Annotated in this window: 21 protein-coding genes; 6 read left to right on the forward strand and 15 right to left on the reverse strand. The window is 70.2% G+C overall.

The features are described 5' to 3' along the window. Positions 1-32 precede the first annotated feature (32 nt). Complete coding sequence (locus ACIBCK_RS19980) at positions 33-758, forward strand: gamma-glutamyl-gamma-aminobutyrate hydrolase family protein (RefSeq protein WP_399391914.1); 726 nt, start codon at positions 33-35, stop codon at positions 756-758. 163 nt (positions 759-921) lie between these two features. Here the strand turns inward: ACIBCK_RS19980 and ACIBCK_RS19985 are convergent, their stop codons facing one another. Continuing rightward, entirely contained in the window at positions 922-1,899 is a 978-nt protein-coding gene (locus ACIBCK_RS19985) for a LysR family transcriptional regulator (protein ID WP_399391915.1), read from the reverse strand. A gap of 70 nt (positions 1,900-1,969) precedes the next feature. On the opposite strand from ACIBCK_RS19985, the gene ACIBCK_RS19990 reads away from it, so the two are divergent. Then, positions 1,970-3,148 carry a TDT family transporter gene (locus ACIBCK_RS19990; protein WP_399391917.1) on the forward strand — a complete coding sequence of 393 codons (1,179 nt, stop codon included), beginning with the start codon at positions 1,970-1,972 and terminating at the stop codon, positions 3,146-3,148. Here ACIBCK_RS19990 and ACIBCK_RS19995 read toward each other — a convergent pair. The 5 genes from ACIBCK_RS19995 to ACIBCK_RS20015 all read right to left on the reverse strand — a co-directional run bounded on the left by ACIBCK_RS19995 (position 3,075) and on the right by ACIBCK_RS20015 (position 9,472). After that, positions 3,075-3,797, reverse strand: a complete 723-nt coding sequence (locus tag ACIBCK_RS19995; protein ID WP_399392298.1) for a helical backbone metal receptor — start codon at positions 3,795-3,797, stop codon at positions 3,075-3,077. The two genes, ACIBCK_RS19990 and ACIBCK_RS19995, sit on opposite strands and share 74 nt — an antisense overlap. Before the next feature lie 27 nt (positions 3,798-3,824). Then, entirely contained in the window at positions 3,825-4,403 is a 579-nt protein-coding gene (locus tag ACIBCK_RS20000) for a helix-turn-helix domain-containing protein (protein WP_399391919.1), read from the reverse strand. Positions 4,404-4,508: 105 nt separating this feature from the next. Then, positions 4,509-5,579, reverse strand: a complete 1,071-nt coding sequence (locus ACIBCK_RS20005) for a hypothetical protein (protein ID WP_399391921.1) — start codon at positions 5,577-5,579, stop codon at positions 4,509-4,511. A 127-nt stretch (positions 5,580-5,706) separates the two neighbouring features. Further along, the gene (locus ACIBCK_RS20010; protein WP_399391923.1) at positions 5,707-8,319 is read right to left on the reverse strand and encodes an ABC transporter permease/substrate binding protein; all 2,613 of its coding nucleotides are present in this window, start codon (positions 8,317-8,319) and stop codon (positions 5,707-5,709) included. Continuing rightward, on the reverse strand, positions 8,312-9,472 hold the full coding sequence (locus tag ACIBCK_RS20015) for a glycine betaine/L-proline ABC transporter ATP-binding protein (protein ID WP_399391925.1): 1,161 nt from the start codon (positions 9,470-9,472) through the stop codon (positions 8,312-8,314). Before ACIBCK_RS20015 ends, ACIBCK_RS20010 begins: the two co-directional genes overlap by 8 nt. Positions 9,473-9,742: 270 nt before the next feature. On the opposite strand from ACIBCK_RS20015, the gene ACIBCK_RS20020 reads away from it, so the two are divergent. The 4 genes from ACIBCK_RS20020 (at position 9,743) to ACIBCK_RS20035 (ending at position 13,410) form a co-directional block, all read left to right on the forward strand. Continuing rightward, positions 9,743-10,648, forward strand: a complete 906-nt coding sequence (locus ACIBCK_RS20020; RefSeq protein ID WP_399392300.1) for a 5'-3' exonuclease H3TH domain-containing protein — start codon at positions 9,743-9,745, stop codon at positions 10,646-10,648. Between the two features lie 52 nt (positions 10,649-10,700). After that, positions 10,701-11,543: a siderophore-interacting protein gene (locus tag ACIBCK_RS20025; RefSeq protein ID WP_399391927.1), complete on the forward strand. Its 843-nt coding sequence runs from the start codon at positions 10,701-10,703 to the stop codon at positions 11,541-11,543. Positions 11,544-11,808: 265 nt separating this feature from the next. Continuing rightward, a complete protein-coding gene (locus ACIBCK_RS20030; RefSeq protein ID WP_399391929.1) occupies positions 11,809-12,414 on the forward strand; it encodes a GNAT family N-acetyltransferase in 606 nt (201 codons plus the stop codon). 111 nt (positions 12,415-12,525) lie between these two features. Continuing rightward, positions 12,526-13,410 (forward strand): RluA family pseudouridine synthase, encoded by an 885-nt coding sequence (locus ACIBCK_RS20035; RefSeq protein ID WP_399392301.1) that lies wholly within the window; start codon positions 12,526-12,528, stop codon positions 13,408-13,410. Here ACIBCK_RS20035 and ACIBCK_RS20040 read toward each other — a convergent pair. The 9 genes from ACIBCK_RS20040 to tatA form a co-directional block, all read right to left on the reverse strand. Continuing rightward, positions 13,404-14,906: a cytochrome P450 gene (locus ACIBCK_RS20040; RefSeq protein WP_399391930.1), complete on the reverse strand. Its 1,503-nt coding sequence runs from the start codon at positions 14,904-14,906 to the stop codon at positions 13,404-13,406. The two genes, ACIBCK_RS20035 and ACIBCK_RS20040, sit on opposite strands and share 7 nt — an antisense overlap. A 67-nt stretch (positions 14,907-14,973) precedes the next feature. Continuing rightward, entirely contained in the window at positions 14,974-15,588 is a 615-nt protein-coding gene (locus ACIBCK_RS20045) for a GTP-binding protein (protein WP_399391931.1), read from the reverse strand. Continuing rightward, positions 15,569-15,958: a DUF742 domain-containing protein gene (locus ACIBCK_RS20050; protein WP_367040178.1), complete on the reverse strand. Its 390-nt coding sequence runs from the start codon at positions 15,956-15,958 to the stop codon at positions 15,569-15,571. Before ACIBCK_RS20050 ends, ACIBCK_RS20045 begins: the two co-directional genes overlap by 20 nt. After that, a complete protein-coding gene (locus ACIBCK_RS20055; RefSeq protein WP_249591002.1) occupies positions 15,955-16,362 on the reverse strand; it encodes a roadblock/LC7 domain-containing protein in 408 nt (135 codons plus the stop codon). The genes ACIBCK_RS20050 and ACIBCK_RS20055 overlap by 4 nt, the downstream gene beginning before the upstream one ends. Further along, entirely contained in the window at positions 16,359-17,996 is a 1,638-nt protein-coding gene (locus ACIBCK_RS20060) for an ATP-binding protein (protein ID WP_399391933.1), read from the reverse strand. The genes ACIBCK_RS20055 and ACIBCK_RS20060 overlap by 4 nt, the downstream gene beginning before the upstream one ends. A 405-nt stretch (positions 17,997-18,401) precedes the next feature. Beyond that, a complete protein-coding gene (locus ACIBCK_RS20065) occupies positions 18,402-21,212 on the reverse strand; it encodes a DEAD/DEAH box helicase (protein ID WP_399391935.1) in 2,811 nt (936 codons plus the stop codon). Between the two features lie 52 nt (positions 21,213-21,264). After that, positions 21,265-22,173 carry a diacylglycerol kinase gene (locus ACIBCK_RS20070; RefSeq protein WP_399391937.1) on the reverse strand — a complete coding sequence of 303 codons (909 nt, stop codon included), beginning with the start codon at positions 22,171-22,173 and terminating at the stop codon, positions 21,265-21,267. 17 nt (positions 22,174-22,190) lie between these two features. Continuing rightward, the gene (gene tatC / locus ACIBCK_RS20075) at positions 22,191-23,153 is read right to left on the reverse strand and encodes a twin-arginine translocase subunit TatC (RefSeq protein WP_399391939.1); all 963 of its coding nucleotides are present in this window, start codon (positions 23,151-23,153) and stop codon (positions 22,191-22,193) included. Between the two features lie 47 nt (positions 23,154-23,200). Beyond that, positions 23,201-23,494, reverse strand: a complete 294-nt coding sequence (gene tatA, locus ACIBCK_RS20080) for a Sec-independent protein translocase subunit TatA (RefSeq protein WP_160503964.1) — start codon at positions 23,492-23,494, stop codon at positions 23,201-23,203. Positions 23,495-23,737 lie beyond the last annotated feature (243 nt).

Below are 23,737 nucleotides of genomic sequence, written 5' to 3' on the forward strand. Positions count from 1 at the left end.
GGGGCTTGAGCGGCGTGTTCGGCGTGTTCGGCATGAGGGAGAAGAGGGTGAGCGTGACCGGCGGCAGGCCGTTGATCGGCGTCAGCACGTACCTGGAGTCGAAGGCGAGGTGGGGCGTGTGGGAGCTGCCCGCGGCGCTGCTCCCCGCCGGGTACCCGCGGCTGGTCCGGGCGGCGGGCGGACTCACCGCCATGCTTCCGCCGGATGATCCTTCGTACGCCGATGAGGTCGTCGCCAGGCTGGACGGCGTGGTCATCGCGGGTGGCCCCGATGTCGACCCTTCCCGTTACGGTTCGGAGCGTGAGGAGCGTACGGGCCCTCCGGCGCGGGAGCGGGACGCGTGGGAACTGGCGCTGATCGAGGCGGCGTTGGCGTCGGGGACGCCGCTGCTGGGGATCTGCCGGGGGATGCAACTGCTCAATGTCGCGCTGGGCGGGACGCTGGTGCAGCACATGGACGGCCACGTGGAGTCGGTGGGCGTCTTCGGCACGCACGAGGTGAAGCCGGTGCCGGACACGCTCTACGCGTCCATCGCGCCGGAGGCGTCCGCCGTGCCCACGTACCACCACCAGGCGGTGGACCGCCTGGGCAGGGACCTGATCGTGTCGGCCTACGCGGAGGACGGGACCGTGGAGGCGGTGGAACTGCCGTCCCCGCGGTGGGTCCTTGGCGTGCAGTGGCACCCGGAGATGGGTGAGGATCTCCGGGTCATGTCGGCGTTGGTCCAGGCGGCGGGAGAGCGGCTTCGACCCCGGTGACTGACACCGCGGCGGTTCGCCCTCCGGGCCGGGGGTATCCGCCCCACCACCGCCTCCTCGCGCCGCCGGGTATCCCCTCCGGCAGGACCTCTCCCACCCGCCCACCCGTTACCCCGGGGAATCGGGTGGGCGGGAAAGCATGCGCCGGAGGCGAGGCAGGCATTCATCCCCCGGCGGACGCGGACCCCGCCCGAGTGAGGGAAAGCAGATCCCGCGCCGGCCCCGAGGGACGGTGCCCAGTGGGCCAGACAGCCCGCAGGGCCCTGCGCAACCGGACCCCCTCCAGCGGAATCGCCACCAACCGCCGAGCCGACAACTCCTCCCCCACCGCAAGCTCACTGAGCACCGCCGGCCCCGCCCCACTCACCGCGGACGCCTTCACCGCCGTGGTGGACGACAGCTCGATCAGCGGGCGCGCGAGACCCCCCAGGGCCGCGTCGAGGACCTGCCGCGTCCCCGAACCCTCCTCCCGGAGGATCAGCGGCGTAGCCGCCAACTCCCCCGCCCCCAGCGGCTTTCCGCGCCGCGCCCAGACGTGGCCCGGCGCCGTGACGACGATCAGGCTGTCGTGGGCGATGACCGCCGAGTCCAAGCCGGTCGGCACGGCGAGCCCTTCGACGAAGCCGAGGTCCGCCTCCCCCGCGAGCAGCCGCTCCGCGACCGCGGTGGAATTGCCCGCCGTCAACGACACCGCCGTGTCCGGCCGTTGCGTCCGCAGCGCGATCAGCCACCCCGGCAGCAGATACTCGGCGATGGTCATGCTCGCCGCGACGCGGAGCCGCGAGTCCCGCCGGTCCCGCAACGCCTGCGCGCCCGCGTCGAACGCCTCCGCGGCCTCCACGATCCGCCGCGCCCAGTCCGTGACGAGCGCCCCCGCGTCTGTGAGCCGGGAGCCGCGCGGCGAGCGGTCGACCAGCGCGACGCCGAGCTGCCGCTCCATCGACCGGATGCGGCTGCTCGCGGCGGGCTGCGTGATGCCCAGTTCCTTCGCGGCCCGCCCCAGGCTGCCGAGCCGTGCCACGGCGAGCAGCAGCCCGAGCGCCCCGAGATCCGGCACCCGATGTGCGAGCGGCTGCGCCCCCGGTGACGTATGCGGATCGGACGCACCGGACACACTCACAGGACCGGAAGACTTACTCATAAAGCCAGCTTATGCCCTCATACGAAGATGACTCCTGGTGGGGGCCCCGCCGAACGGCGACCGTGGACGCATGGTCACCGTCGCCCACCAGCAGGCACCTCCGAACACCCCCACCACTCCCCTCACCACCACCGGCATCACTCTCTCCACCCGCCACCTCGGCCCGAACTGGTACGCCTCCGTCATGGGCACGGCGATCATCGGCGGCGCCGGCGCGACCCTGCCGGTCCACATCCCCGGCCTGCGGACCGCCTGCACCGCGGTCTGGGCGTTCTCCCTGCTGATGCTGACCGCGCTGCTCGCCGCCCGGACCCTGCACTGGGTCCACCACCGTGACCAGGCCCGCGCCCACCTCCTCGACCCGGCCGTCGCCCCCTTCTACGGCTGCCTCTCCATGGCACTGCTCGCGGTCGGCGGCGGCGCGCTCCTCGTGGGCGAGGACTGGATCGGGACGGGCGCGGCGGTCGCGCTCGACGCCGTGCTCTTCACCGCCGGTACGGTCATCGGCCTCGCGGCGGCGGTGGCGATCCCGTACCTGATGGTGGTGAAGCACCGTGTGGAGCCGGGCCAGGCGTCGCCGGTGTGGCTGCTGCCCGTGGTGGCGCCCATGGTGTCCGCCGCGCTCGGCCCGCTTCTCGTACCGCATCTGCCCGCCGGTCAGGCCCAGGAGACGCTTCTCTTCGCCTGCGTCGCGATGTTCGGTCTCAGCCTGCTCGCCACGCTGGTGATGCTGCCGATGATCTTCGCCAGGCTGCTGACCGGCGGCCCCTTCCCCCTCGCGCTCACTCCCACGCTGTTCCTGGTGCTCGGCCCGCTGGGCCAGTCGACGACCGCCGTGAACAAGTTCGCCGACACCGCGGCCACGGGCGTCGCCCCCGCCCCGTACGACCAGGGCTTCGCCGTCTTCGCCGTGCTCTACGGCGTCCCGGTGATGGGCTTCGCCCTGCTGTGGCTGGCTCTCGCGGGCGCGATGGTGGTGCGGGCCCGACGTCGGGGCATGGGCTTCGCGATGACCTGGTGGGCGTTCACGTTCCCCGTCGGCACCTGCGTCACCGGCGCCGAGGGCCTGGGCAAGCACACCGGACTCGCGGTCTACGACTGGCTGGCGATCGCCCTGTACGCCTTCCTGGTGACCGCCTGGACGGTGGCCCTCGTCCAGACCCTGCGCGGCCTCCTCAACGGCAAGCTGCTCGCAGCGCCGAGCCGAGAACAGCCGGCGCCTCGGCTAGGGACGGTCCGTACCACGTGAGGTGGCGGCCGCTGACGAGCGCCGTCGGGGCCGTGAATTCCTCGGGGCCGTCCTCGCGGGTGAAGCGGTACGGCTCGTCGGGCAGGATCACGACGTCCGGGTCCACCGCCCGCAGCTCATCGACCGTGACCCGCGGATAGCGCTCGGCGTGCGTCGCGTACGCGTTGTCGACGCCGAGGCGCCGCAGCAGGTCCCCGGCGAACGTGTCGCGGCCCAGGACCATCCAGGGGCGCCGCCAGATGGGGATCACCGTCCTCAACCGGGCTCCGGGGGGCGGCAGTTGGCCCCACACCGACTCGGCCTCCTCCAGCCACCCGGGCCGCCCCGCCCCGCAGGCGGCCAGCACCCGGGTCAGCTCGCGGAAGGCGTCCGGCAGATCGCGTACCTCCGTCACGAGCACCTGGAGCCCGGCCGATCGCAGCGCCGCGAGGTCGGGCGCGCGGTTCTCCTCTTCGTTGGCGATCACCAGATCCGGGGCGAGGCCGATGATCCGGCGCACGTCAGGGTTCTTCGTACCGCCGACGCGGACGACGTCCAGGTCCTCCGGATGGCTGCACCACTCCGTGGCCCCCACCAGCGCTCCCGGTGCACTCACCGCGACCGCCTCGGTCAGCGAGGGCACCAGCGAGACGACCCGTACCCCGGCCACCCGTACTCCAGCCACCGTGCGACCCCCTCAGCGCCGCGAGCCGTCCAGTGCTTCGATGTGGTCGGCCACGGCCACGACGAGCACCTGGCTGTCCGGGACCGTCGCCCGCCACCGGTGGCGCACCCCTCCGGTCAGATACAGGCTGTCGCCGCGTCCGAGGCGATACGCCCTGCCCTCCGCCTCGACCTCGACGGCGCCGCCCACCACGTACATCAACTCGTCGTTCCGGTGCTGGAACTCGCGTCCCTCGTCGTGGTCGCCGGTGAACTCGATGGCGTGCAACTGGTGGTGACCACGCACCAGATTGCGTACCCGGGACGCGTCGTCCGGCGACGAACCCTCGCCGTCGCCCTCATCGGCACGCATCAGGTCGACCGTGCACGCGGGGTCGGCGGCGGCCAGCAGTTCCACGTCGGTCGTCAGAAGGGCGTCGGCGACGCGCTGCAGGGAGCGCCTGCTGGGCCGCGCCCGCTCGTTCTCGACCTGGCTCAGGAAGGGCACCGAGAGACCGCTGCGCTCGGCCACCACGGCGAGGGTGAGCTCCAGCTGCCGGCGGCGGCGCCGCACGGCCGAGCCCACCCGGAGGGTTTCCTTCTGCTCGTCCATCGCCTCGGCTCCCTTCTGCGCGTCGGTCCACTCTCAGCCCTGTGGGCTTTTCTGCACCCTACGCATGTTCGCCGAACGGTTCTGCCCGGTTGCGAGGACCGCCACCTACAGCTTGTGCCAGTAGACGAGCTGCCCCGCCTCGCCCGGAGCCGCTCCCTGCGCCGGTATGAACAGGCTGACCAGCAACGCGGGCCTGCCCTGCGGGTCGGTGACGAGGGTCGCCGACGGGTTGGCGAAGGCGCGGCTTCCGCCGTGCGTGGAGATGGCCAGCCGGTCGGCCCGGCCGCTCATGGGGTCGTAGGCGTAGGTCCGCCAGCTCCCGAAGTCGCCCCGCCACCGCTGTCCCTCCACGAGGAGCATCCGCTGCCCGGCGAGTTCGAGGGGCGTCCGGTCGCCGAGGTTTCCGCCGTTGCCCCAGGTCTGCAGCGCCCGGTCGAGCCGTCGGTCGGGCGTCGCATGCCAGTCGCGGAATCCGGTGAGGGTGGCGCGCAGCTGGCGGTCGGTGTCGCAGCCTGCGCGGTAGTGCCCGGTCAGCTCGATGGTGTTCCCGCGTGCTTCGGTGATGCTGGGCGTGCCCTCGGCGCACCGCGAGAGGGTGCGCGGCGCGTCGAAGGACCGTGACGCGCGCCCATCGAGCAGCGCGGTCCGGTCGGCGTAGGCGCGCACGGCGATGTGGTTCCTCGGGTCCTTCTCGTATGCGAGGACGTACCCGCCGCGCCCGTCGTCGGCGAGCGACGCCTGGTGGGTGCCGGGCCCGAAGTCGTGGCGGCGGTGCCAGTGCCGCAGATCGGTGGAGGTGGCGACGGCCGCGTGGAAGCGGCCGTCGTCCAGAAGCGTGTGGTAGACGGCCAGATAGCCGCCGTCGGGGCCTTGCGCGATCTGCGCGGCGTCCATGGTGCGGCCGGTGTGGTCCCGGGTGTCGTATCGGTGGCCGTCGGCGGCCGTGACGTCCTCGGCGAGCGCGGCGAGGCGGGCGGTGCCCGCGGAGGCGGGACCGGAGCTGGCGCTGGCCAGATGCGCCAGGAGCAGGCCGGCGGCCAGGGCCAGAGCCACGGCGAGGCAGAGGACGGTGCGGGAGACACGGACGTTCACGGACGGCACAGAAGGCACGGAAGGCACGGAGAGCACGGAGAGCACGGAGGGGCACTTACGTTCGAGCAGCGGGGAGGCTGCCAAGCCTAGGGAGCGGGGGCGGCCCCTGGAACGCCCCGAGGGGTGGGCTTCGCCACAAGGACGAGGCCCACCCCTCGGGGGTGCTGCGGGTGATGCGGTGCTGCGGTGATTCAGCGGTGCGGAGGAAGAACTAGGACTGCGGAGTCATCTTCTGCTCGAAGCCCGGGTTCTTCTTCAGCCACGTGTCGACGGCCTCGGGCTCATTGCCCTTGCCCGCCTTGTTGATCTCGTTCTCCAGGCTGGCCAGTTCCTTCTCGCTCATCTTGAAGTCCTTGAGCCACTTCGTGAGCTGCGGGTACTGCTTCGGGAACTCCTTGCTGGAGATCGTCCGGATCGTGTCGCCCTTGCCGAAGCCGAGCTTGGGGTCCTTCAGCTTGGTGAGCTTGTACTCGTTGTACGCCCAGTGCGGCGACCAGAGCAGGACCGCGACCGGCTCCTTCTTGGCGTACGCCGACTTCAGCTCGGAGAGCATCGCGGGCGTCGAACCGGGGACGATCTTGTACTCCTTGTCCAGGCCGTAGCCCGGCAGGACCTTGTCCTTGAGCGCCGTCATCACGCCCGTGCCGGGCTCGATGCCGATGATCTTGCCCTTGAACTTGTCGCCCTTGCCCTTGAGGTCCTCGAGCGACTTCACGCCCTTGACGTAGGACGGGACGGCGATCTCCAGGGACGTCGGGCTGTACCAGGAGCCCAGGTCCTTGAGGTTCGCCTTGTTCTTCTCCCAGTACTGCTTCTGGGCCGTGGGCAGCCACGCGTCCAGGTCCAGGTCGAGGTCGCCCTGGGCGAGGGCGGTGTAGACCGGGCCGACATCGGACGGCGTCAGCTTCATCTTGTAGCCGCGCTTCTCCAGGACACGCTTCCAGAGATTGGTGACGGCGATGTTCTCGTCCCACGCGAAGTACGCGGCGTTCAGCGGACGCTTCGCCTCGGCGGGGGTGGTGTTCTTCGGCAGCGGGGCCAGCTTGTCGACGACACCCGGGTTCTTCTTCAGCCAGGCGCGGACGGCTTCCTGCTGCTTGCCCTTGCCCGCCTTGTTGATCTCCGCCTCAAGACTCGTGAGCTGCTTCTCGCTCAGCTTGAAGTCCTTGAGCCACTTCGCGACCTGGGGGTTCTCCTTCGAGAAGCCCTTGCGCGCGAGAGAGTGCACGCCATCGCCCTTGCCCCAGGCGCCCTTGGGGTCCTTCAGCTTCTTCAGGTCGAAGTCGCTGTAGGCCCAGTGCGGCGACCAGAGCGTGGTGACGATCGGTTCCTTCTTGGCGTACGCGCGCTTCAGCTCGGCCAGCATCGCCGGCGTGGAGCCGTCGACGACCTTGTACTCCTTGTCGAGGCCGTACTCCTTGAGCACCTTGTCCTTGAGCAGCCCCATCATTCCGGCGCTCGACTCGATGCCGACGATCTTGCCCTTGAACTGACCGCTCTTGCCCTTGAGGTCCTCGAGCGAGTCGATGCCCTTCACGTACGAGGGCACGGAGAGTTCGAGCGAGGTCGGGCCGAACCACGAGCCCAGGTCCTCGAGCTTGTCGCCGTACTTCTTCCAGTACGAGGCGTGCGTCGTCGGCAGCCACGAGTCGGTCTGGAAGTCGATGCTGCCCTGCGACAGCGAGGTGTAGAGCGGGCCGGCCTCGAGCTGCTTGGTCTGCGGCTTGAAGCCGCGCTGCTCCAGGATCTCCTTCCAGAGGAAGGTGGAGGCCACGCCCTCGTCCCAGGGGATGTAGCCGATGTTGATTTCCTTGCCCTGGCCGACGTTCTTGCCGTCGATCGCGACGTCCTCGGACTTCGAGCCGCCGAAGGCACCCATGCCGCCCGCGACGAGCGCGAGGACGACCACACCGACGACCGCGACGGCGGCCTGCGGACGGTAGTTCCAGATGTTCAGGCCCTGCGCGGCACGCACCTTCGCCATGGCGCGACGGCCCAGCGGGGAGACCTGGGTGCCGAGCGAGCTGGTCATCCGGTCCAGGTAGATGGCCAGGATGACGATGGCGACGCCCGCCTCCGAGCCGAGGCCGACGTTCAGCTGGCCGATGGCCTCGTTGACGTCGGCGCCCAGGCCCTCCGTACCGACCATGCCCGCGATGGCGGCCATGGACAGGCCCAGCATGATGACCTGGTTGACACCGGCCATGATCGTGGGGAGCGCGAGGGGCAGCTGGACGCGCAGCAGGATGTTGCGCGGCGTGGTGCCGAACGCGTCAGCGGCTTCGACCAGTTCCTTGTCGACCTGGCGGATGCCCAGCTCCGTCATGCGGACGCCGGGGGCCAGGGCGAAGATCAGGGTGGCGACGATGCCCGCGGGTGCGCCCATCCCGAAGAAGAGGATGGCGGGGATGAGGTAGATCATCGCCGGCAGCGTCTGCATGAAGTCGAGAACCGGGCGGACGATGCCGCTGACCGTGCTCGACCGCGCGGCCCAGATACCCACGGGCACCGAGATCACCAGCGCGATGATCGTCGACACGAGCACCAGGGCCAGCGTCATCATCGCGTGGTCCCACAGTTCGAGGGAGACGATGAACGCGAAGCCCGCGAAGGTGAGCACACCGGCCACCACGCCGCGCAGCCAGAAGGCGATGACGGCGAAGATGCCCGCGAGGAGCAGCGGCTCGGGCGCCTGGAGCACGTCGGCTATGCCGTCGTAGGCGCCCTGGAAGACGGTCTTGAAGAAATCGAACAGCCAGGCCATGTGGCTGAGCAGCCAGTCGACGCTGTCGTTGACCCACTCGCCGAAGGGAATCCTAGGCACCGCTGACCACCTTGCCCACGGCCTGCTCGCCGTTGTCCTGCGTCTTCTGGAGCGGGACGGCAGCGTCCTGCGGCTCGTTCTCGGGGTTCATCGGCTCGCCGAGCACCGCGAGCAGCCGCGCCCGCGGCACGACACCGATGAGCACGCCCTCGTCGTCGGTCACGGCGACGGCCGCGCCGCTGGTGGAGCACGGCGTGAACAGCTCGATGATCGGGGTGTCCGCCTTGACCTTGGCGGGGGCCGCGGACAGCACGTCCTGTGCGGTCCTCAGCTCCTTGCCCTCGGGCGTCTTCGTACCGATGACGGTCTGGGGCTCGGCCATGATCGCGCCCGCCGTGAGGACACGGGAGCGGTCGACGTCCTGCGTGAACGCGGCGACGTAGTCGTTGGCCGGGGTGACGAGGATGTCCTCGGCGTTGCCGATCTGGACGATCTCACCGTCGCGCATGACGGCGATCTGGTCGCCCAGGCGCATGGCCTCGTTCAGGTCGTGGGTGATGAAGACGATGGTCTTCTTCAGCCGCTTCTGCAGTTCCAGGAGCTGGTCCTGCATGTCGCGGCGGATCAGCGGGTCGAGCGCGCTGAACGACTCGTCCATGAGGAGCAGGTCGGCGTCGGTCGCCAGCGCGCGGGCCAGGCCCACGCGCTGCTGCATACCGCCGGAGAGCTCGTCGGGCCAGGACTTCTCCCAGCCCTTGAGGCCCGCGAGTTCGAGCGCCACCGTGGCGCGCTCCTCACGCTCGGCGCGCGGCACGCCCTGCACCTCGAGGCCGTAACCGGCGTTCTCGAGGACGCTGCGGTGCGGGAAGAGCGCGAAGTGCTGGAAGACCATGCTGATCTTCTTGGAGCGCACCTCGCGCAGCTCACGGGCGCTCAGACCGGTCAGATCCTGACCGTCGAAGAGCACCTGTCCGGCCGTCGGTTCCGACAGACCGTTGAGCATGCGCAGCAACGTGGACTTGCCGGATCCTGAGAGACCCATGACGACGAAGATCTGGCCCGGCTCGACCGTGAAGGAAGCGTCGATCACCGCGGCGGTGGTGCCTTCGGCGCGCAGCTCCTCTCGGTCGGTTCCGTGGCGGAGTTTCTCCACCGCGTCAGCGGGTCGTCTGCCGAATACCTTGTACAGGTGTTCGGCTTGCAGCCTGGACACATACACCTCTCGGGTTGAACCAAGACGGCCCGCCTCCCCCGCCGGCGGGCCGTGGAGCGCGCGAGTTCCGCTCGCTAGTTACCCGCCGAAATAGTTGAATCCTCGACCGGAGGCGCTCCGGCTCGGCGCCTGCCCTCACTTACACAGATCAAACGCAAGAGTGTTCCAGTTCACATTCCATTCACCTCGATCGGCTGGAATGCGCCGTCGGATCGCGCTGTCGGTGCCGTGCGGCATGATGCGAAGGTGACTCAGCGAACGCGACGGCTCATGCTGCTCGACACGGCGTCCCTGTACTACCGCGCCTATTTCGGGGTCCCCGATTCCGTCAAGGCGCCGGACGGCACCCCGGTGAACGCGGTGCGCGGCCTGCTCGACTTCATCGCCCGGCTCGTCCAGGACCACCGCCCCGACGACCTGGTCGCCTGCATGGACGCGGACTGGCGTCCGCACTGGCGGGTCGAGCTGATCCCTTCGTACAAGGCGCATCGCGTCGCCGAGGAGGTCGAGCAGGACCCGGACGCCGAGGAGACCCCGGACACGCTCGGGCCGCAGGTCCCGATCATCGAGGACGTCCTCGACGCACTCGGCATCGCCCGCGTGGGCGTGCCGGCGTACGAGGCGGACGACGTGATCGGCACGTACGCCGGCCGCGCCGCGGGGCCGGTGGACATCGTCACGGGCGACCGCGACCTCTATCAGCTGGTGGACGACGAGCGGGGCGTCCGCGTCCTCTACCCCCTCAAGGGCGTCGGCTCCCTCCAGATCACCGACGAGGCCTGGCTCCGCGAGAAGTACGGGGTGGACGGCTCCGGCTATGTCGACCTCGCCCTGCTGCGCGGCGATCCGAGCGACGGCCTGCCCGGTGTGCCCGGCATCGGCGAGAAGACAGCGGCCAAGCTCCTCGACGCGTATGGAGATCTGGCCGGAATCATGGCCGCGGTGGACGATCGGAAGAGCAAGCTGACGCCGTCCCAGCGAAGGCGGCTCGACGAATCCCGCGCGTATGTGGCCGTCGCGCCGAAGGTGGTCCGCGTCGCGGGCGACGTACCGCTGCCGGACGTGGACCTGGCGCTGCCGAGCGAACCCCGCGATCCCGCGGCCCTCGACGAGCTGGCGGCGCGGTGGAACCTGGGCGGAGCCCTGAAGCGGTTGCTCACGACTCTCCAGGGGTGAGGTGTTAGCTTAGGTAAGCCTAAGCAACATTTGATCAGGGGAGGCCGCCGCCATGGCAGAACGTCCGGCACGCAAGGCACCGAAGACCCACGTCGCCCAGGTGGTGCGCACCGAGCGCCTCACCCCGCACATGCAGCGCGTGGTCCTGGGCGGCGAGGGTCTCGCGGAGTTCGCGGTGGGCGACTCCACCGATCTCTACGTGAAGCTGCTCTTCGGCGCGGAGGGCGTCACCTATCCCGAGCCGTTCGACATCCAGCGGATCCGCGAGGAGTTCCCGCGCGACCAATGGCCCGTGACGCGTACGTACACGGTGCGTTCCTGGGACCCGCGCACCCGTGAGCTCGCCGTCGACTTCGTCATCCACGGCGACGAGGGCCTTGCGGGCCCGTGGGCCAAGAGCGTCGAGCCCGGCGCCACGGTCCGCTTCCTCGGCCCCGGCGGTGGGTACGCCCCGGACGCCGAGGCCGACTGGCATCTGCTGGCCGGTGACGAGAGCGCGCTGCCCGCGATCGCCGCGGCCCTCGAAGCCCTGCCCGAGGGCGCCAAGGCGTACGCGTTCGTGGAGGTCGCCGACGCGGACGAGGAGCAGAAGATCAACTCCGCCGCCGAGATCACCTGGCTGCACCGCGGTCAGCTCCCCGTGGGTCAGTCCCTCGTCGAGGCCGTACGGTCCCTCGACTTCCCCGCGGGCGATGTGCAGGCGTTCGTGCACGGCGAGGCCGGGTTCGTGAAGGAGCTGCGCCGCCACCTCCGCATGGAGCGCGAGGTGCCGCGCGAGCGTCTCTCGATCTCCGGCTACTGGCGCCTCGGCCACAACGAGGACGGCTGGCAGGCGTCCAAGCGGGACTGGAACGCGCAGGTGGAGGCAGAGCAGGAGCCGTTGCCCTCGGCTTGAGCGGAACGGGGCCCCTGCTGGGGGCTGAGGCCGGCTCCCGTGTACCGGCCGGTGGGGGCTGGGCGCGCAGTTCCCCGCGCCCCTTGCGGGGCAGGGCCGTTGGCCTCGGCCTGAGGGGAACGGGGCCCCCGCCGGGAGCTAAGGCCGGGTCCCGTGCACCGGCCGGTGGGGGCTGGGCGCGCAGTTCCCCGCGCCCCTGACGGGGGCGTCGGCGGGCCCCGGTAAATCAGTCCCGCTCGGCGTTCGGTGCTGGCAGCATGCCTCCATGCCCTTCAAGATCTCGGACGTCGTCGCGGCGGGCTCCCTCGCCCATCGGGAACAGCCCGTCATCCCCGTCCCGGGAGGGCTGATCCTGCGCCCCTGGTCGCCCGATGACGCGCCCGCCGTGTACGAGGCGTTCCAGGACCCGGTGATCCAGCGCTGGCACGCCCGCGAGGCCGATTCCATCGAGGAGACCGGCGGCTGGATCGACGGCTGGCGCAACGCCTGGTCCGATGAGCGCGACGCGCACTGGGCCATCGCCGATGCCACGACGGACACGGTGGTGGGCCGCATCTCGCTGCGCCTGATCGTGCTCGCCGACGGGCAGGCCGAAGTCGCCTACTGGACCATGCCATCGGCCCGCGGCCGCGGCATCGCCCCGCGCGCCCTCACGACGCTGTCCGACTGGGCCTTCGATGAAATAGGCCTGCACCGCCTTGAACTCACTCACGCCACCGCCAACGAGGCCTCCTGCCGCGTCGCGCTCAAGACCGGCTTCGCCCCGGAAGGCACCAAGCGCAGCGCGGTTCTCCACGCCGACGGCTGGCACGACATGCATCTGCACGCCCGCATCCGGGACGACCCCGCGGGCCCGCCGGCATGCTCCTGACCTGGCCCACACGGCAGGGCGCCGTCGCCAGGCCCCGTACTCTTGCCGGTTGTGACCCGTAAGCCCCGTATCCCGCCCTCTCCCCTGCCGCAGCGGCGTGGCATCGACCCCATGCGGGTCAAGCTGCCCGCGGATGGGGCGTGGGCGACCGTGCGGGATCATCTCGTCGAGCGGCTCAAGGCCGGGCCCGAGGTGATCGACGGGATGCTGCGGGAGGGGCTGATCGTCGGCGTGGACGGGCTCCCCGTGGCGCCGGACGCCCCTTATGTGCCGGGCACCTTCGTGTGGTTCCACCGGGATCTGCCGGACGAGGTTCCGGTGCCGTACAGCATCGACGTCGTGTACCGCGACGAGCACATCGTCGTCGCCGACAAGCCCCACTTCCTGGCGACCATGCCGCGCGGCAGCCACGTCACCGAGACCGCGCTCGCCCGGCTCCGCAGGGACCTCGACATCCCCGCGCTCGGCGCCGCGCACCGCCTCGACCGGCTCACCGCGGGGCTGATGCTCTTCACCGTGCGGCCGGAGGAACGCGGCGCGTACCAGACGCTGTTCGGCGAGCGGCGGGTACGCAAGGAGTACGAGGCCGTGGCCGCCCATGATCCCGGCCTCGAACTCCCCCGCACCGTGCGCAGCCACATCGTCAAGGAGCGCGGCATCATCGCCGCGTACGAGGTCCCCGGCGCCGAGCCCAACAGCGAGAGCGGCATCGAACTCAAGGAGAACAAAGGCGAGTTGGCGCGCTACCGGCTCACCCCGCACACCGGCCGCACCCACCAGCTGCGCGTGCACATGAACGCGCTCGGCCTGCCGATCCTCGGTGATCCCGTCTACCCGCTGGTCACGGGCCCGGTGCCGCCGGACGACTTCCGGCGACCCCTACAACTCCTGTCCCGTGTACTGGAGTTCACGGACCCCGTCACAGGGGCCGACCACCGCTTCGTCAGCTCACGCGAGTTGGCGGCCTGGACCTCGTACGCCGACTGGGATCAGTAGCCACGCCACCAGGTGACGAGCCTGCGCCACGCCCCCTGCCGGGGCACGGACGCAGCCACCGGTGCGGACTCCGGTGCGGGCGGCGGCGGAGGGGCCTGCGGCGCCGGGGTCCTGGGCGCCGCCGGAGCCGCGTACGCGGGACGCGGCGCGGGGGACGACACCTGCCAGTCGTCACGGGCGCCCGGCACCCGCGCCATCGGCCGCGCCATCACGTCCTGCGGAGGCCGCGGCGCGAACTGCACCGGAAGCGCCACCAGGTGCCGGGAGAGGATCGAGGAGGTCCACCTCAACTCGTGCTCCTCGACGTCGAGTTCCACGTCCGGGAAGCGCATGAGCAGCGCGTCCACGCCCGTGTCCGCGATGGCACGGCCGAGGTCCTGCCCCGGACACTCGTGCGGACCGCCGCTGAACGCCAGATGGGAACGGTTGCCCTGCATGCTGGCTGCCAGGTCGGGCCGTACGACGGGGTCCACATTGCCCGGCGCGATGCCGAGGATCAGGCCGTCGCCCTTCTTGATCTGCTGGCCGCCGAGCTGGGTGTCCTGCTTGGCGAAGTAGCCGATCATCGCGCTGAACGGCGGCTCGTCCCACAGGGACTGCTCCACCGCCTCCGGCACCGTCATCTGGCCGCCGCTGAGCTGGGCGCGGAAGCGCGGGTCGGTGAGGACCATGCGCAGGGCGTTGGCGATGAGGTTGGCCGTGGCCTCGTACGAGGCGATGAGCACGAGCCGCAGGTGGGCGGCGACCTCGTCGTCGGTGAGCTGCGCGGGCTGCGCGATGAGGTTGCTGGTGAAGTCCTCCTCGGCCTGCGCCCTGCGCCGCGCCACCAGGCGCATCAGCGCGTCCATGACGTACGCGTTGCTTGCGATGGCGGTCTCGGTGCCGCGGATCATGTCGCGGGCGGCCTGCACCATCCGCTCGTTGTACTCCTCGGGCATGCCGATGACATGGCACATCACCATCATCGGCAGATGCTCGGCGAACCCGCTCACGAGGTCGGCACGGCCGTCCTGGCAGATGTCGTTGAGCAGGAGGTTGCTGTAGCGGTTGATGTAGCGGCGGATGCCCCGGTGGTCGAGGCCCGCCATGGCGCCGGTGACCGCGCCGCGCAGCCGCTGATGCTCGTCGCCCTCCACGAAACTGGCCATGGGCTGCCAGGTGACGACGGGGGCGAGCGGGTTGTCGGCGGCCATGGAGCCGTCCTGGACGGCCCGCCACTGGCGCGAGTCGCGGGTGTACTGCGAGGGGGTGCGGACCATGTGGAGGTTCTCGCTGTGGCCGAGGACCGCCCAGACGGGTACGTCGTTGTGCAGCAGGGCGGGGGCCACCGCGCCGTGCTCGGCGCGCAGCTTCTCGTACAGGCCCGCGAGGTCGGTCTCCGCCTCGGGCCCGTAGAGACGGCGCATGCCGCCGGGGCCGAGCCCGTGCGCGGGGCAGCCGGGCGGCGGCACGGCCGGGTCGTCCGTGCCGGGGTGGGAGTGGGAAGGGGTCGTCACGTTCGTCGCTCCGGGGTCGCGGATGAGGTTCCGGGGTCGCGGATGGGGTTGCGGATGGGGCGCGGTGTCAGACGCGGGCCACGGTCAGGGTGTGCAGGTACCGCATGAGGGTCAGCAGGGTGTCCCGGCTGGAAGCGCGCTGCCGGGCGTCGCACTTCACCATCGGCACCGCCTCGTCCAGGTCGAGGGCGCGGCGCAGCGTCTCCATCGCGTGGTGGGGCGCGTCGGGGAAGTCGTTGACGGCGACGACGAAGGGCACGCCGCGCTCCTCCAGGCGGCCGATCACGTCGAAGCTGACTTCGAGGCGCCGGGTGTCGAGGAGGACGACCGCCCCGAGCGCCCCTTCGAAGAGGCCGTTCCACAGGAACCAGAAGCGCTCCTGGCCGGGGGTGCCGAACAGATAGAGCACCAGCTCTTCGGAGATACTGATCCGGCCGAAGTCCATGGCGACGGTGGTGGCCGTCTTGGTCTCGGAGCCGTAATTGTCGTCGACGCCGATGCCGGCCTGGGTCATGGTCTCTTCGGTGGTCAGTGGACGGATCTCGCTGACCGAGCCGACCATCGTGGTCTTGCCGACCCCGAACCCGCCCACGATGACGACCTTCACGGCGGCGGTGGCCGTGTGCGGCAGGGTGTCCTCGCTGCTGGGCCCGGTGATCGTGTCAGAGCTTTTGAAGTCCATGCATCACCGCTTCGAGAAGGGAACGATCGGGGAGCGTGGAGCGGACGATCGGCGCCCGTGCCTGTACCAGGTCGGCCCCGAGCATCTTCGTCAGCAGGACGGTCACCACGCTGAACGGCAGCGCGAGATAGGCGGAGAGCTCGGCGACCGACAGCGGCGTCCTGCACAGCCGCAGGACGACGGAGTGCTCCGGCTCGGCCATGGGCGGTGCCTCGCCGTCGGCGACGATCAGCGTGACGAGGTCGAGTGGCGCCCGCTCCGTGTCCTCGCCGGTCAGGATGTAGAGCCGCTCGGGGTTCTCCGGGCTGCGCCGTTCCCGTTGGGGAGGGTCGTCTCGGTGGGAGGGGTTCTCGCCGTGCGGAGGATTCATACGGCCTGCCCGTCTCGCCGGGGCGGGCTCGTCAGATGGGCGCCGATCCGGACGACCAGGTCCCGCATACGGTTGCCGATGAGGCCCGCGTCGACGGTCTCGTCGGCGAGGACGGCGAGGTAAGCCCCTGCCCCGGCCGCCATCAGATAGAAGTAGCCGCCGTCGACCTCGATGATCACCATGCGCATCCCGCCGTCGCTGTGCGGGATCTCGGTGGCCACCGCGGCGGCCAGGGACTGAAGTCCCGCGCAGGCGGCGGCGATCCGGTCGGCGGCGTCGGGATCGCCGCCGTAGCGGGCGATGCGCAGGCCGTCCGCGGAGAGCACCACGATCTGCCGGGTCTGCGGCACGCCGTCGGCGAGCTCCTTGAGCATCCAGTCGAAATTGGCCCGTTGCTGGATCACTTCCAGCCCCCCTCGTCGGCGTTGTCGGCACTGTCGGCGGTGCCGTGGTCGTTCTCGCTGTGGCCCTTGGGGTACAACGGGTCATCGGCTGCTGACTCGTCGCCGTTGACGCCCTTCATGAAGGCCTCGATCCAGAGGCCGGGTTCCTTTTCTTCCTTCTTCGCCGGTTCGGGTACGACCGGTGCGGCGGCCTGCGGGGCGTACTGGGCCTTCTGCGCCGCGTACCGCTCGTCCGCGGCTTCCTGGGCGAGCCGCTCGGCCAGCGGGGTGCGGACCCTGCTGCGGCGCTGCGGCAGACCGTTCGCCGCCCACTCGGTGACCTCGGGGATGTCGTCCTCCATGGCCGCGCCGAGCGACTTGGAGAGCGGGGGCCCTGCCGTCATCACGCGGGGCTTCTTGCGCCGGATGCCCACGGCCTCCTCGATGGGCACGCCTTCGGAGTTGACCCGGGGCACCGCGGACGCGCCGATGCCGTGTGCGAGGCCGGGAGCGGGCCCTGCGGTGATCATCTCGCGCGGGACGATGAGCACCGCGCGGACGCCGCCGTACGCGGACTGGCGCAGCGAGACCTGGAGGTTGTACATCTGCGAGAGGCGCCCCACGACGGCCATGCCGAGGCGCGGGCTCTCGCCGAGGTCGTTCAGGTCGAAGCCGGCCTGGGCCTGCGCGAGCATGCGCTCGGCCCGTGCCCGCGCCTCCTCGCTGAGGCTGACGCCGCCGTCCTCGATCTCGACGGCGATGCCGGTCTGCACCTCGACGGCGGTGACGTGCACGCGGGTCTGCGGCGGTGAGTAGCGCGTGGCGTTGTCGAGCAGCTCGGCGCAGGCGTGGATGAGCGGCTCCACGGACGTGCCGCGGATGGCGACCTTGGCGATCGAGTGCAGATCGACGCGCTGGTACTCCAGGATCCGGGACATGGCGCCGCGCAACACACTGAACAGCGGTACGGGCTTGGGCCATTGGCGTCCCGGACGGGCGCCGCCGAGCACGGTGATCGAGTCGGCGAGGCGGCCGATCAGCGCGGTGCCGTGGTCGATGCGGAGCAGGTCGTCGAAGACCTCGGGGTTGCGGCCGTGGAACTCCTCCATCTCGCGCAGTTCGGCGGACTGCTGGTGGACGATGGCCTGGACGCGCCGCGCGATGTTGACGAAGGCGCGCTGCGAGGACTCGCGCATCGCCTCTCCGGCGTCCAGGGTCTCCAGGACGTGGCGGAGCATCTGCCGCTGGGACTGCGGGAGTTCGGAGAAGGACTCGTCTGCGTCGACGAGGTTGCGGATGACTTCCGACGGCGCTTCGCCCTGCCGGAGCCGGAAGACGGCATCGGGGATGATCTCCCTGCCCAGTCGGACGGTCTCGTCGTCATGGGACGCGATGCGCCGCTCCAGGAATGCGAGCCGCTGCGCGTACTGGGTGTGCAACTCCCGGATGGTCCGGCCACGGCGCACGGCCTCGGCGCCGACCGCGATGACCACGAGGGTCGCGATCGCGCCGCACCAGCCCACCGCGATGCGGGCGGATTCCGGCACCGCGGCGACGGCGGCTCCGGCCGCCGCGGCCATCAGTATGGCGGGCAGCAACAGCACGCGTGCGTAAGGGACTTCTCGGCCACCGGGAGGCGATTGAACACTCACCATGTATGCCCTCTGAAGACTTGTCTCGGGGGAGGAATGGGGGGTGGTACGGGGAAATGGGGGGATCTTACGGGGAGTTGAGAGCGGTAGACGTATGCGAAGAAACGAAAGATCTGGGAACAAGCGCGCGAATCTATCGCAACTCGTTTCAACTCGCCGCGCTCCGGGCGAGCTTAGTCCGCCGGAATCATCGCCGAGTCATATTCAGTAACCCCCTGCAGCGCGCTCACCCACGGGCATACACTCGGCCCCATTTGCACGCGTGGCGATCAATCGAACACGTGGAGTGATGGCGTCGAACAGCCGGACCTGGATACGAAAAGGGGCGGGCCCGGGGGTGAAAACCCCCGGGCCCGCCCAGCCGCGGCCGGCCCGCTCGACCGGCGCAGATCGCCGTCCAGGCCGGCCTCAGCCGACCGAGCTGTACGCCACCACGCCCCGCAACAGCTGATCCACGGCCTTCCGCGCGTTCTTCGCCACGGTCGAACCCTCGCGAGGAGCGGCTGCCGCGATCTGCCCGAGGACGTCGATCACCTGCTTGCACCACCGCACGAAGTCCCCGGCGGGCATCTCGATCTCCCGCAGCACCTCGTCGAGGCCCTTGTCGGACGCCCACATGTACGCCGCCCAGGCGAAGCCGAGGTCCGGCTCGCGCTGGCCGACCCCTTCCGCCTGGTTGATCTTGAACTCTTCCTCCAGGGCATCGAGCCGCCCCCAGATCCGCACCATCTCACCGAGCGAGGCCTTCACCTTCCCGGAGGGCAGCTTGGGAGCGAGCGCGTCGTCCGCCATCCGGGCCTCGAACACCAACGCCGAGACGCACGCGGCGAGTTCGGCAGGACTGAGGCCCTCCCACACGCCTTCCCGCAGGCATTCGCTCGCCAGGAGGTCCAGCTCCCCATAGAGCCGGGCGAGCCGCTTGCCGTGCTCGGTGACCTCGTCGCCCCGGAGGTAGTCCATCTCGGTGAGCAGCGCCACGATCCGGTCGAAGGTCCGCGCGATCGTGTTCGTACGCCCCTCGATGCGCCGCTCCAGCTGCACGGTGTCCCGGCGCAGGCGGTAGTAGCGCTCGGCCCACCGCGCGTGGTCCTCCCGCTCGTCGCACCCATGGCAGGGGTGCGCCCGCAGCTCCGTACGGAGCCGGGCGATCTCGCGGTCGTCGGCGGCGGCGGCGCGCCCCTTGCGGTGCCGCTCCGGCACGATGTGCCCGGCCTTCGTGCGCAGGGCGGACGCCAGGTCCCGGCGCGACTGCGGCGAGCGCGCGTTGAACGACTTCGGGATGCGCATCCGCTCAAGCGCCTCGACCGGCACCGGGAAGTCCATCGAGGCGAGCCGCTTGACCTGCCGCTCGGCGGTGAGCACCAGGGGCCGCGGCCCGTCCTGGTGCTCGAAGCCGCGGTGGCCGTTCACCCGCCCCGCCGGAATCCCCGGGTCGAGGACGAGCGCGAGACCCGCGTACTTCCCGGTCGGCACGTGGATGACGTCACCGGGCTTGAGCTTCTCCAGCGCGGCGGCAGCCGCCGCCCTGCGCTGGTTGGCTCCCTGCTTGGCGAGCTCGGTCTCCCGGTCCTTCAGCTCGCGGCGCAGGCGCGCGTACTCGTCGAAGTCGCCCAAGTGGCAGGTCATCGAGGCTTTGTAGCCCTCTAGGCCCTCTTCGTTCTTCTGCACCTGCCGGGAGATCCCGACGACCGACTTGTCGGCCTGGAACTGCGCGAAGGACGTCTCAAGAAGCTCACGCGAACGGTGGCGCCCGAACTGCTCGGTCAGGTTCACCGCCATGTTGTACGACGGCTTGAAGCTGGAGCGCAGAGGGTACGTGCGCGTGCCTGCGAGCCCCGCGAGGTGCTCCGGGCTCATGGCGCGCTGCCACAGCACCACCGCATGGCCCTCGACATCGATGCCACGGCGGCCGGCCCGGCCGGTCAGCTGCGTGTACTCACCGGGGGTGATGTCGGCGTGCTGCTCGCCGTTCCACTTGACGAGCTTCTCCAACACCACGCTGCGGGCGGGCATGTTGATGCCGAGCGCGAGGGTCTCGGTGGCGAAGACGGCGCGCACCAGCCCGCGCACGAAGAGCTCCTCGACGACTTCCTTGAAGGTCGGCAGCATGCCCGCGTGGTGCGCGGCGATGCCGCGCTCCAGGCCTTCCAGCCATTCGTAGTAGCCAAGGACGTGCAGGTCCTCGTCCGGGATGGCGGCCGTGCGCTCCTCGACGATCTCGCGGACCTGGGCCCGCGCGTCCTCGTCGTTCAGCCGCAGCCCCGCGTACAGGCACTGCTGTACGGCGGACTCGCAGGCCGCGCGGCTGAAGATGAAGGTGATCGCGGGCAGGAGGCCTTCGGAGTCGAGGCGGTCGATGACCTCGGGGCGGCCCGGCGTCCAGATCCTCGACCGCTGGCGGCGCTCGCGCTCGCGGTCGGCCTCGCGGACCATCTTGCCCTTGCGGCGGTCACGCGGGTTGTACGAGCGGCTGGCCTCCATCCGCGCCATGCGCGTGAGGTCGGGGTTGACGGCCTTGCGCTGGCCCTCGCCCTCCTCGAAGAGGTCGTACATCCGGCGCCCGGCGAGGACGTGCTGGAACAGCGGCACGGGCCGGTGCTCCGAGACGATCACCTGGGTGTCGCCGCGCACGGTGTCCAGCCAGTCGCCGAACTCCTCGGCGTTCGACACGGTCGCCGACAGGGAGACCAGCGTCACCGACTCCTGGAGGTGGATGATCACCTCTTCCCAGACGGCGCCGCGGAAGCGGTCGGAGAGGTAGTGCACCTCGTCCATGACCACATAGCCGAGGTTGAGCAGCGACTGGGAGCCCGAATACAGCATGTTCCGCAGAACCTCGGTGGTCATCACGACCACCGGAGCATCGGAGTTGACGCTGTTGTCGCCGGTCAGCAGACCGACCTTGTCCGCGCCGTATCTCTTGGAGAGGTCGGCGTACTTCTGGTTGGAGAGCGCCTTGATGGGCGTGGTGTAGAAGCATTTCTTGCCCTGCAGCAGGGCCAGGTGCACGGCGAACTCGCCGACGATCGTCTTGCCCGAGCCCGTGGGGGCGGCCACGAGCACACCCTTGCCCGCCTCGAGCGCCCGACAGGCGTCGATCTGGAAGGGGTCGAGGCCGAATTCGTACATCTCGCGGAAGCCGGCGAGTGCTGTGGCCTGCTCGACAGCGCGCTCGCGCGCCGCCGCGTACCGCTCGGCCGGTGAGAGGTCCTCTGTCATCGTGCTTTCGAGACTACCGGCCACCACTGACAACGGACGATCATTATCTGCCTTACGGTTCCTGCGGCCCCTCGGGGCCAAGGACCCGCACGGCCCCCGGCACGCACTCCGCCGTCAGCGGCAGCCCGCCGAGCTGTTCCCCGTCCGCGTACCCCGTCACTCCGGGGGCGGCGAGCTCCACCTTCGAGGCGCGGAACACGGTGACCTTGGGGTGGTCCAGGTGCGTTCCCTTGTAGACCCGCGGGAAGACCTTCAGGAGCGTCGTACGGCTGCAGTCGCCGACGACGGTGACGTCGAAGAGGCCGTCGCCCATGTCGGCCCGCGCGCAGATCCGCATGCCCCCGCCGTACGAGGACCCGTTCCCCACGGCGACGAGCGTCGCGTCGATCTCGTGGACCTGTGTGTCGTCCAGCGTGATCCGGAACGGGATGGGCCGGAAGGCCGCGAGCTCGACGGCCATCGCCAGGTCGTACTTGAAGCGTCCGGTGGGCCAGCGCATCCGGTTGCCCCGGTCGTTGACCCGCGAGTCGAAGCCGGAGGCGAGCACGGTACCGAACCACGTCTTGCCCACCCGCCCCAGGTCGACGTCGCGGGTGCGCCCCGCGTCGAGCGCTTCGGCGATGACGGCGCCCGCGGCGGCCGGGTCGCGCACCGGGAGCCCGAGGGCGCGCGCGAAGTCGTTTCCGGTGCCCACGGCGATCACGCCCAGGGGCGTCGAGGTCCGCGCGACGGCCTGCAGCGCGAGGCTCGCCATGCCGTCACCGCCGACGGCTATCAGCGCGCGCGTGCCGGCGTCCACGGCATCGCGCGCCCGGCGCAGCGCGTCGGCGGAGTCCTCGCCGATGACCGTACGTACGGAGTAGCCCGCGGCCCGCAACGCGGAAGCGGCCGGCTGCGCCGCGTGGGCGCCCCGGCCGCGGCCCGCGGTGGGATTGACGAAGAGCGTGATGTCGCTGGTCACGGCGGGACCCTACAAGGTCACGTCGCGTCGTCGAAACCGTTTACCCGGTCTCGGTTCGCTCCGTCGCCGCTCGCCTGCTCCGGAAGCGCCCTGTTCGCGGACACGGGCTCGATCTCGCCGACGTCCTCGGGCGTGAGGTCCAGGTCGGACGCCTCGTCGTCATCGGGCTTGGCCGCTTCGATCCTGGCCTTGCGCCGGTCGTTCAGGAGCGAGAAGGCGGTGGCCGCGAAGTAGAGCACCCAGATCGGTCCGGCGAGGGCCATCATGGTCAGCGGGTCCGTGCTGGGCGTCGCCACGGCCGCGAAGACCGTGATGCCCATGATCATGCCGCGCCACCAGCCGAGCATGCGCTTGCCGGTGATGACTCCGGTGAGGTTGAGCATCACCAGGAGCAACGGCAGCTCGAAGGAGAGACCGAAGACGACCACCATGCGGGTGACCAGGTCGATCAGCTCATCCAGCGGCAGCTGGTTGTCGACGCCGCCGGGTGAGAACTCCAGCAGCACGCGGGCCATCGTGGGCAGCGTCTTGTACGCGAAGAACGCGCCGCCCATGAACAGCGGGAAGCCCGCGCCCACGAACGCGTACGCGTACTTCTTCTCGCTCCTGTGCAGACCGGGCGCGATGAAGGCCCACAGCTGGTACAGCCAGATCGGCGACGCGAGCACCACACCGGCCATCAGCGAGATCTTCAGGGCGAGTGTGAACGGCGTGATCAGACCGTTCAGCACGATGCGCGCGCAGGTCTCCTCGCCGCCCTTGTCCGCCAGCTCGGCGAAGCTCGACTCGCACCCTACGGAGCTCAGGATCGGGTTCGTGAAGAACTCGATGATGTCCTTGTAGAAGAAGGCAGCGACGATCGCGACGACGATGATGGCCAGCACGGCCTTCGCGAGCCGGTTGCGCAGCTCGCGCAGGTGCTCCGCAAGCGGCATCCGCCCCTCGGGATCCTGTTCCTTCTTGCGGGCAGACTTGAGCAACCCACGTCCTCATCTCGTGCGGCAGGCCGGCCGTCGCCGGCCTTGGATCAGCGCTGTGTGGTGCTGTCGGTGGGCTCGGTGACCGGGCGGGAGCTGGACACGTCGCCGGGCGCGGCCTGAATGGTGCGCGGCTGAGCGGCGGACGGGTCGCCGGGCGGGTCGGCCGGGGCGGCTTCGTCCTTCTTGCCGTCCGACTTCATCGCCTTGGCCTCGCTCTTGAGGATGCGCGCGGACTTGCCGAGCGACCGGGCCATGTCGGGAAGCTTCTTCGCGCCGAACAGCAGAATGACAACGACGAGAATGAGAATGATCTCGGGGGCGCCGATCTTTCCGGAAAACATACGTCTTTACCTTCTCACCGAGGCGGCAGGGGCGGGGCTGCCGGACAGGTCGGACTTGCTGTCCGGCCACCGTGCTGACAGCGATCGTAACGCTCAGGGGTGAACGCAGGGCAATCCCTGTGCGTACCCCCAGTTGCGGCCCGCGCCTCGCATGCCGGGCTACGTCAGCAGCGTACCTGCCGGACAAGGGAAGTTGACAGGCCGCGGTATCGATGCGCGCCTCATGGGCATCGAGCGCAGGCA

It is taken from the genome of Streptomyces sp. NPDC051218, from assembly GCF_044455475.1.
Lineage (GTDB): Bacteria > Actinomycetota > Actinomycetes > Streptomycetales > Streptomycetaceae > Streptomyces.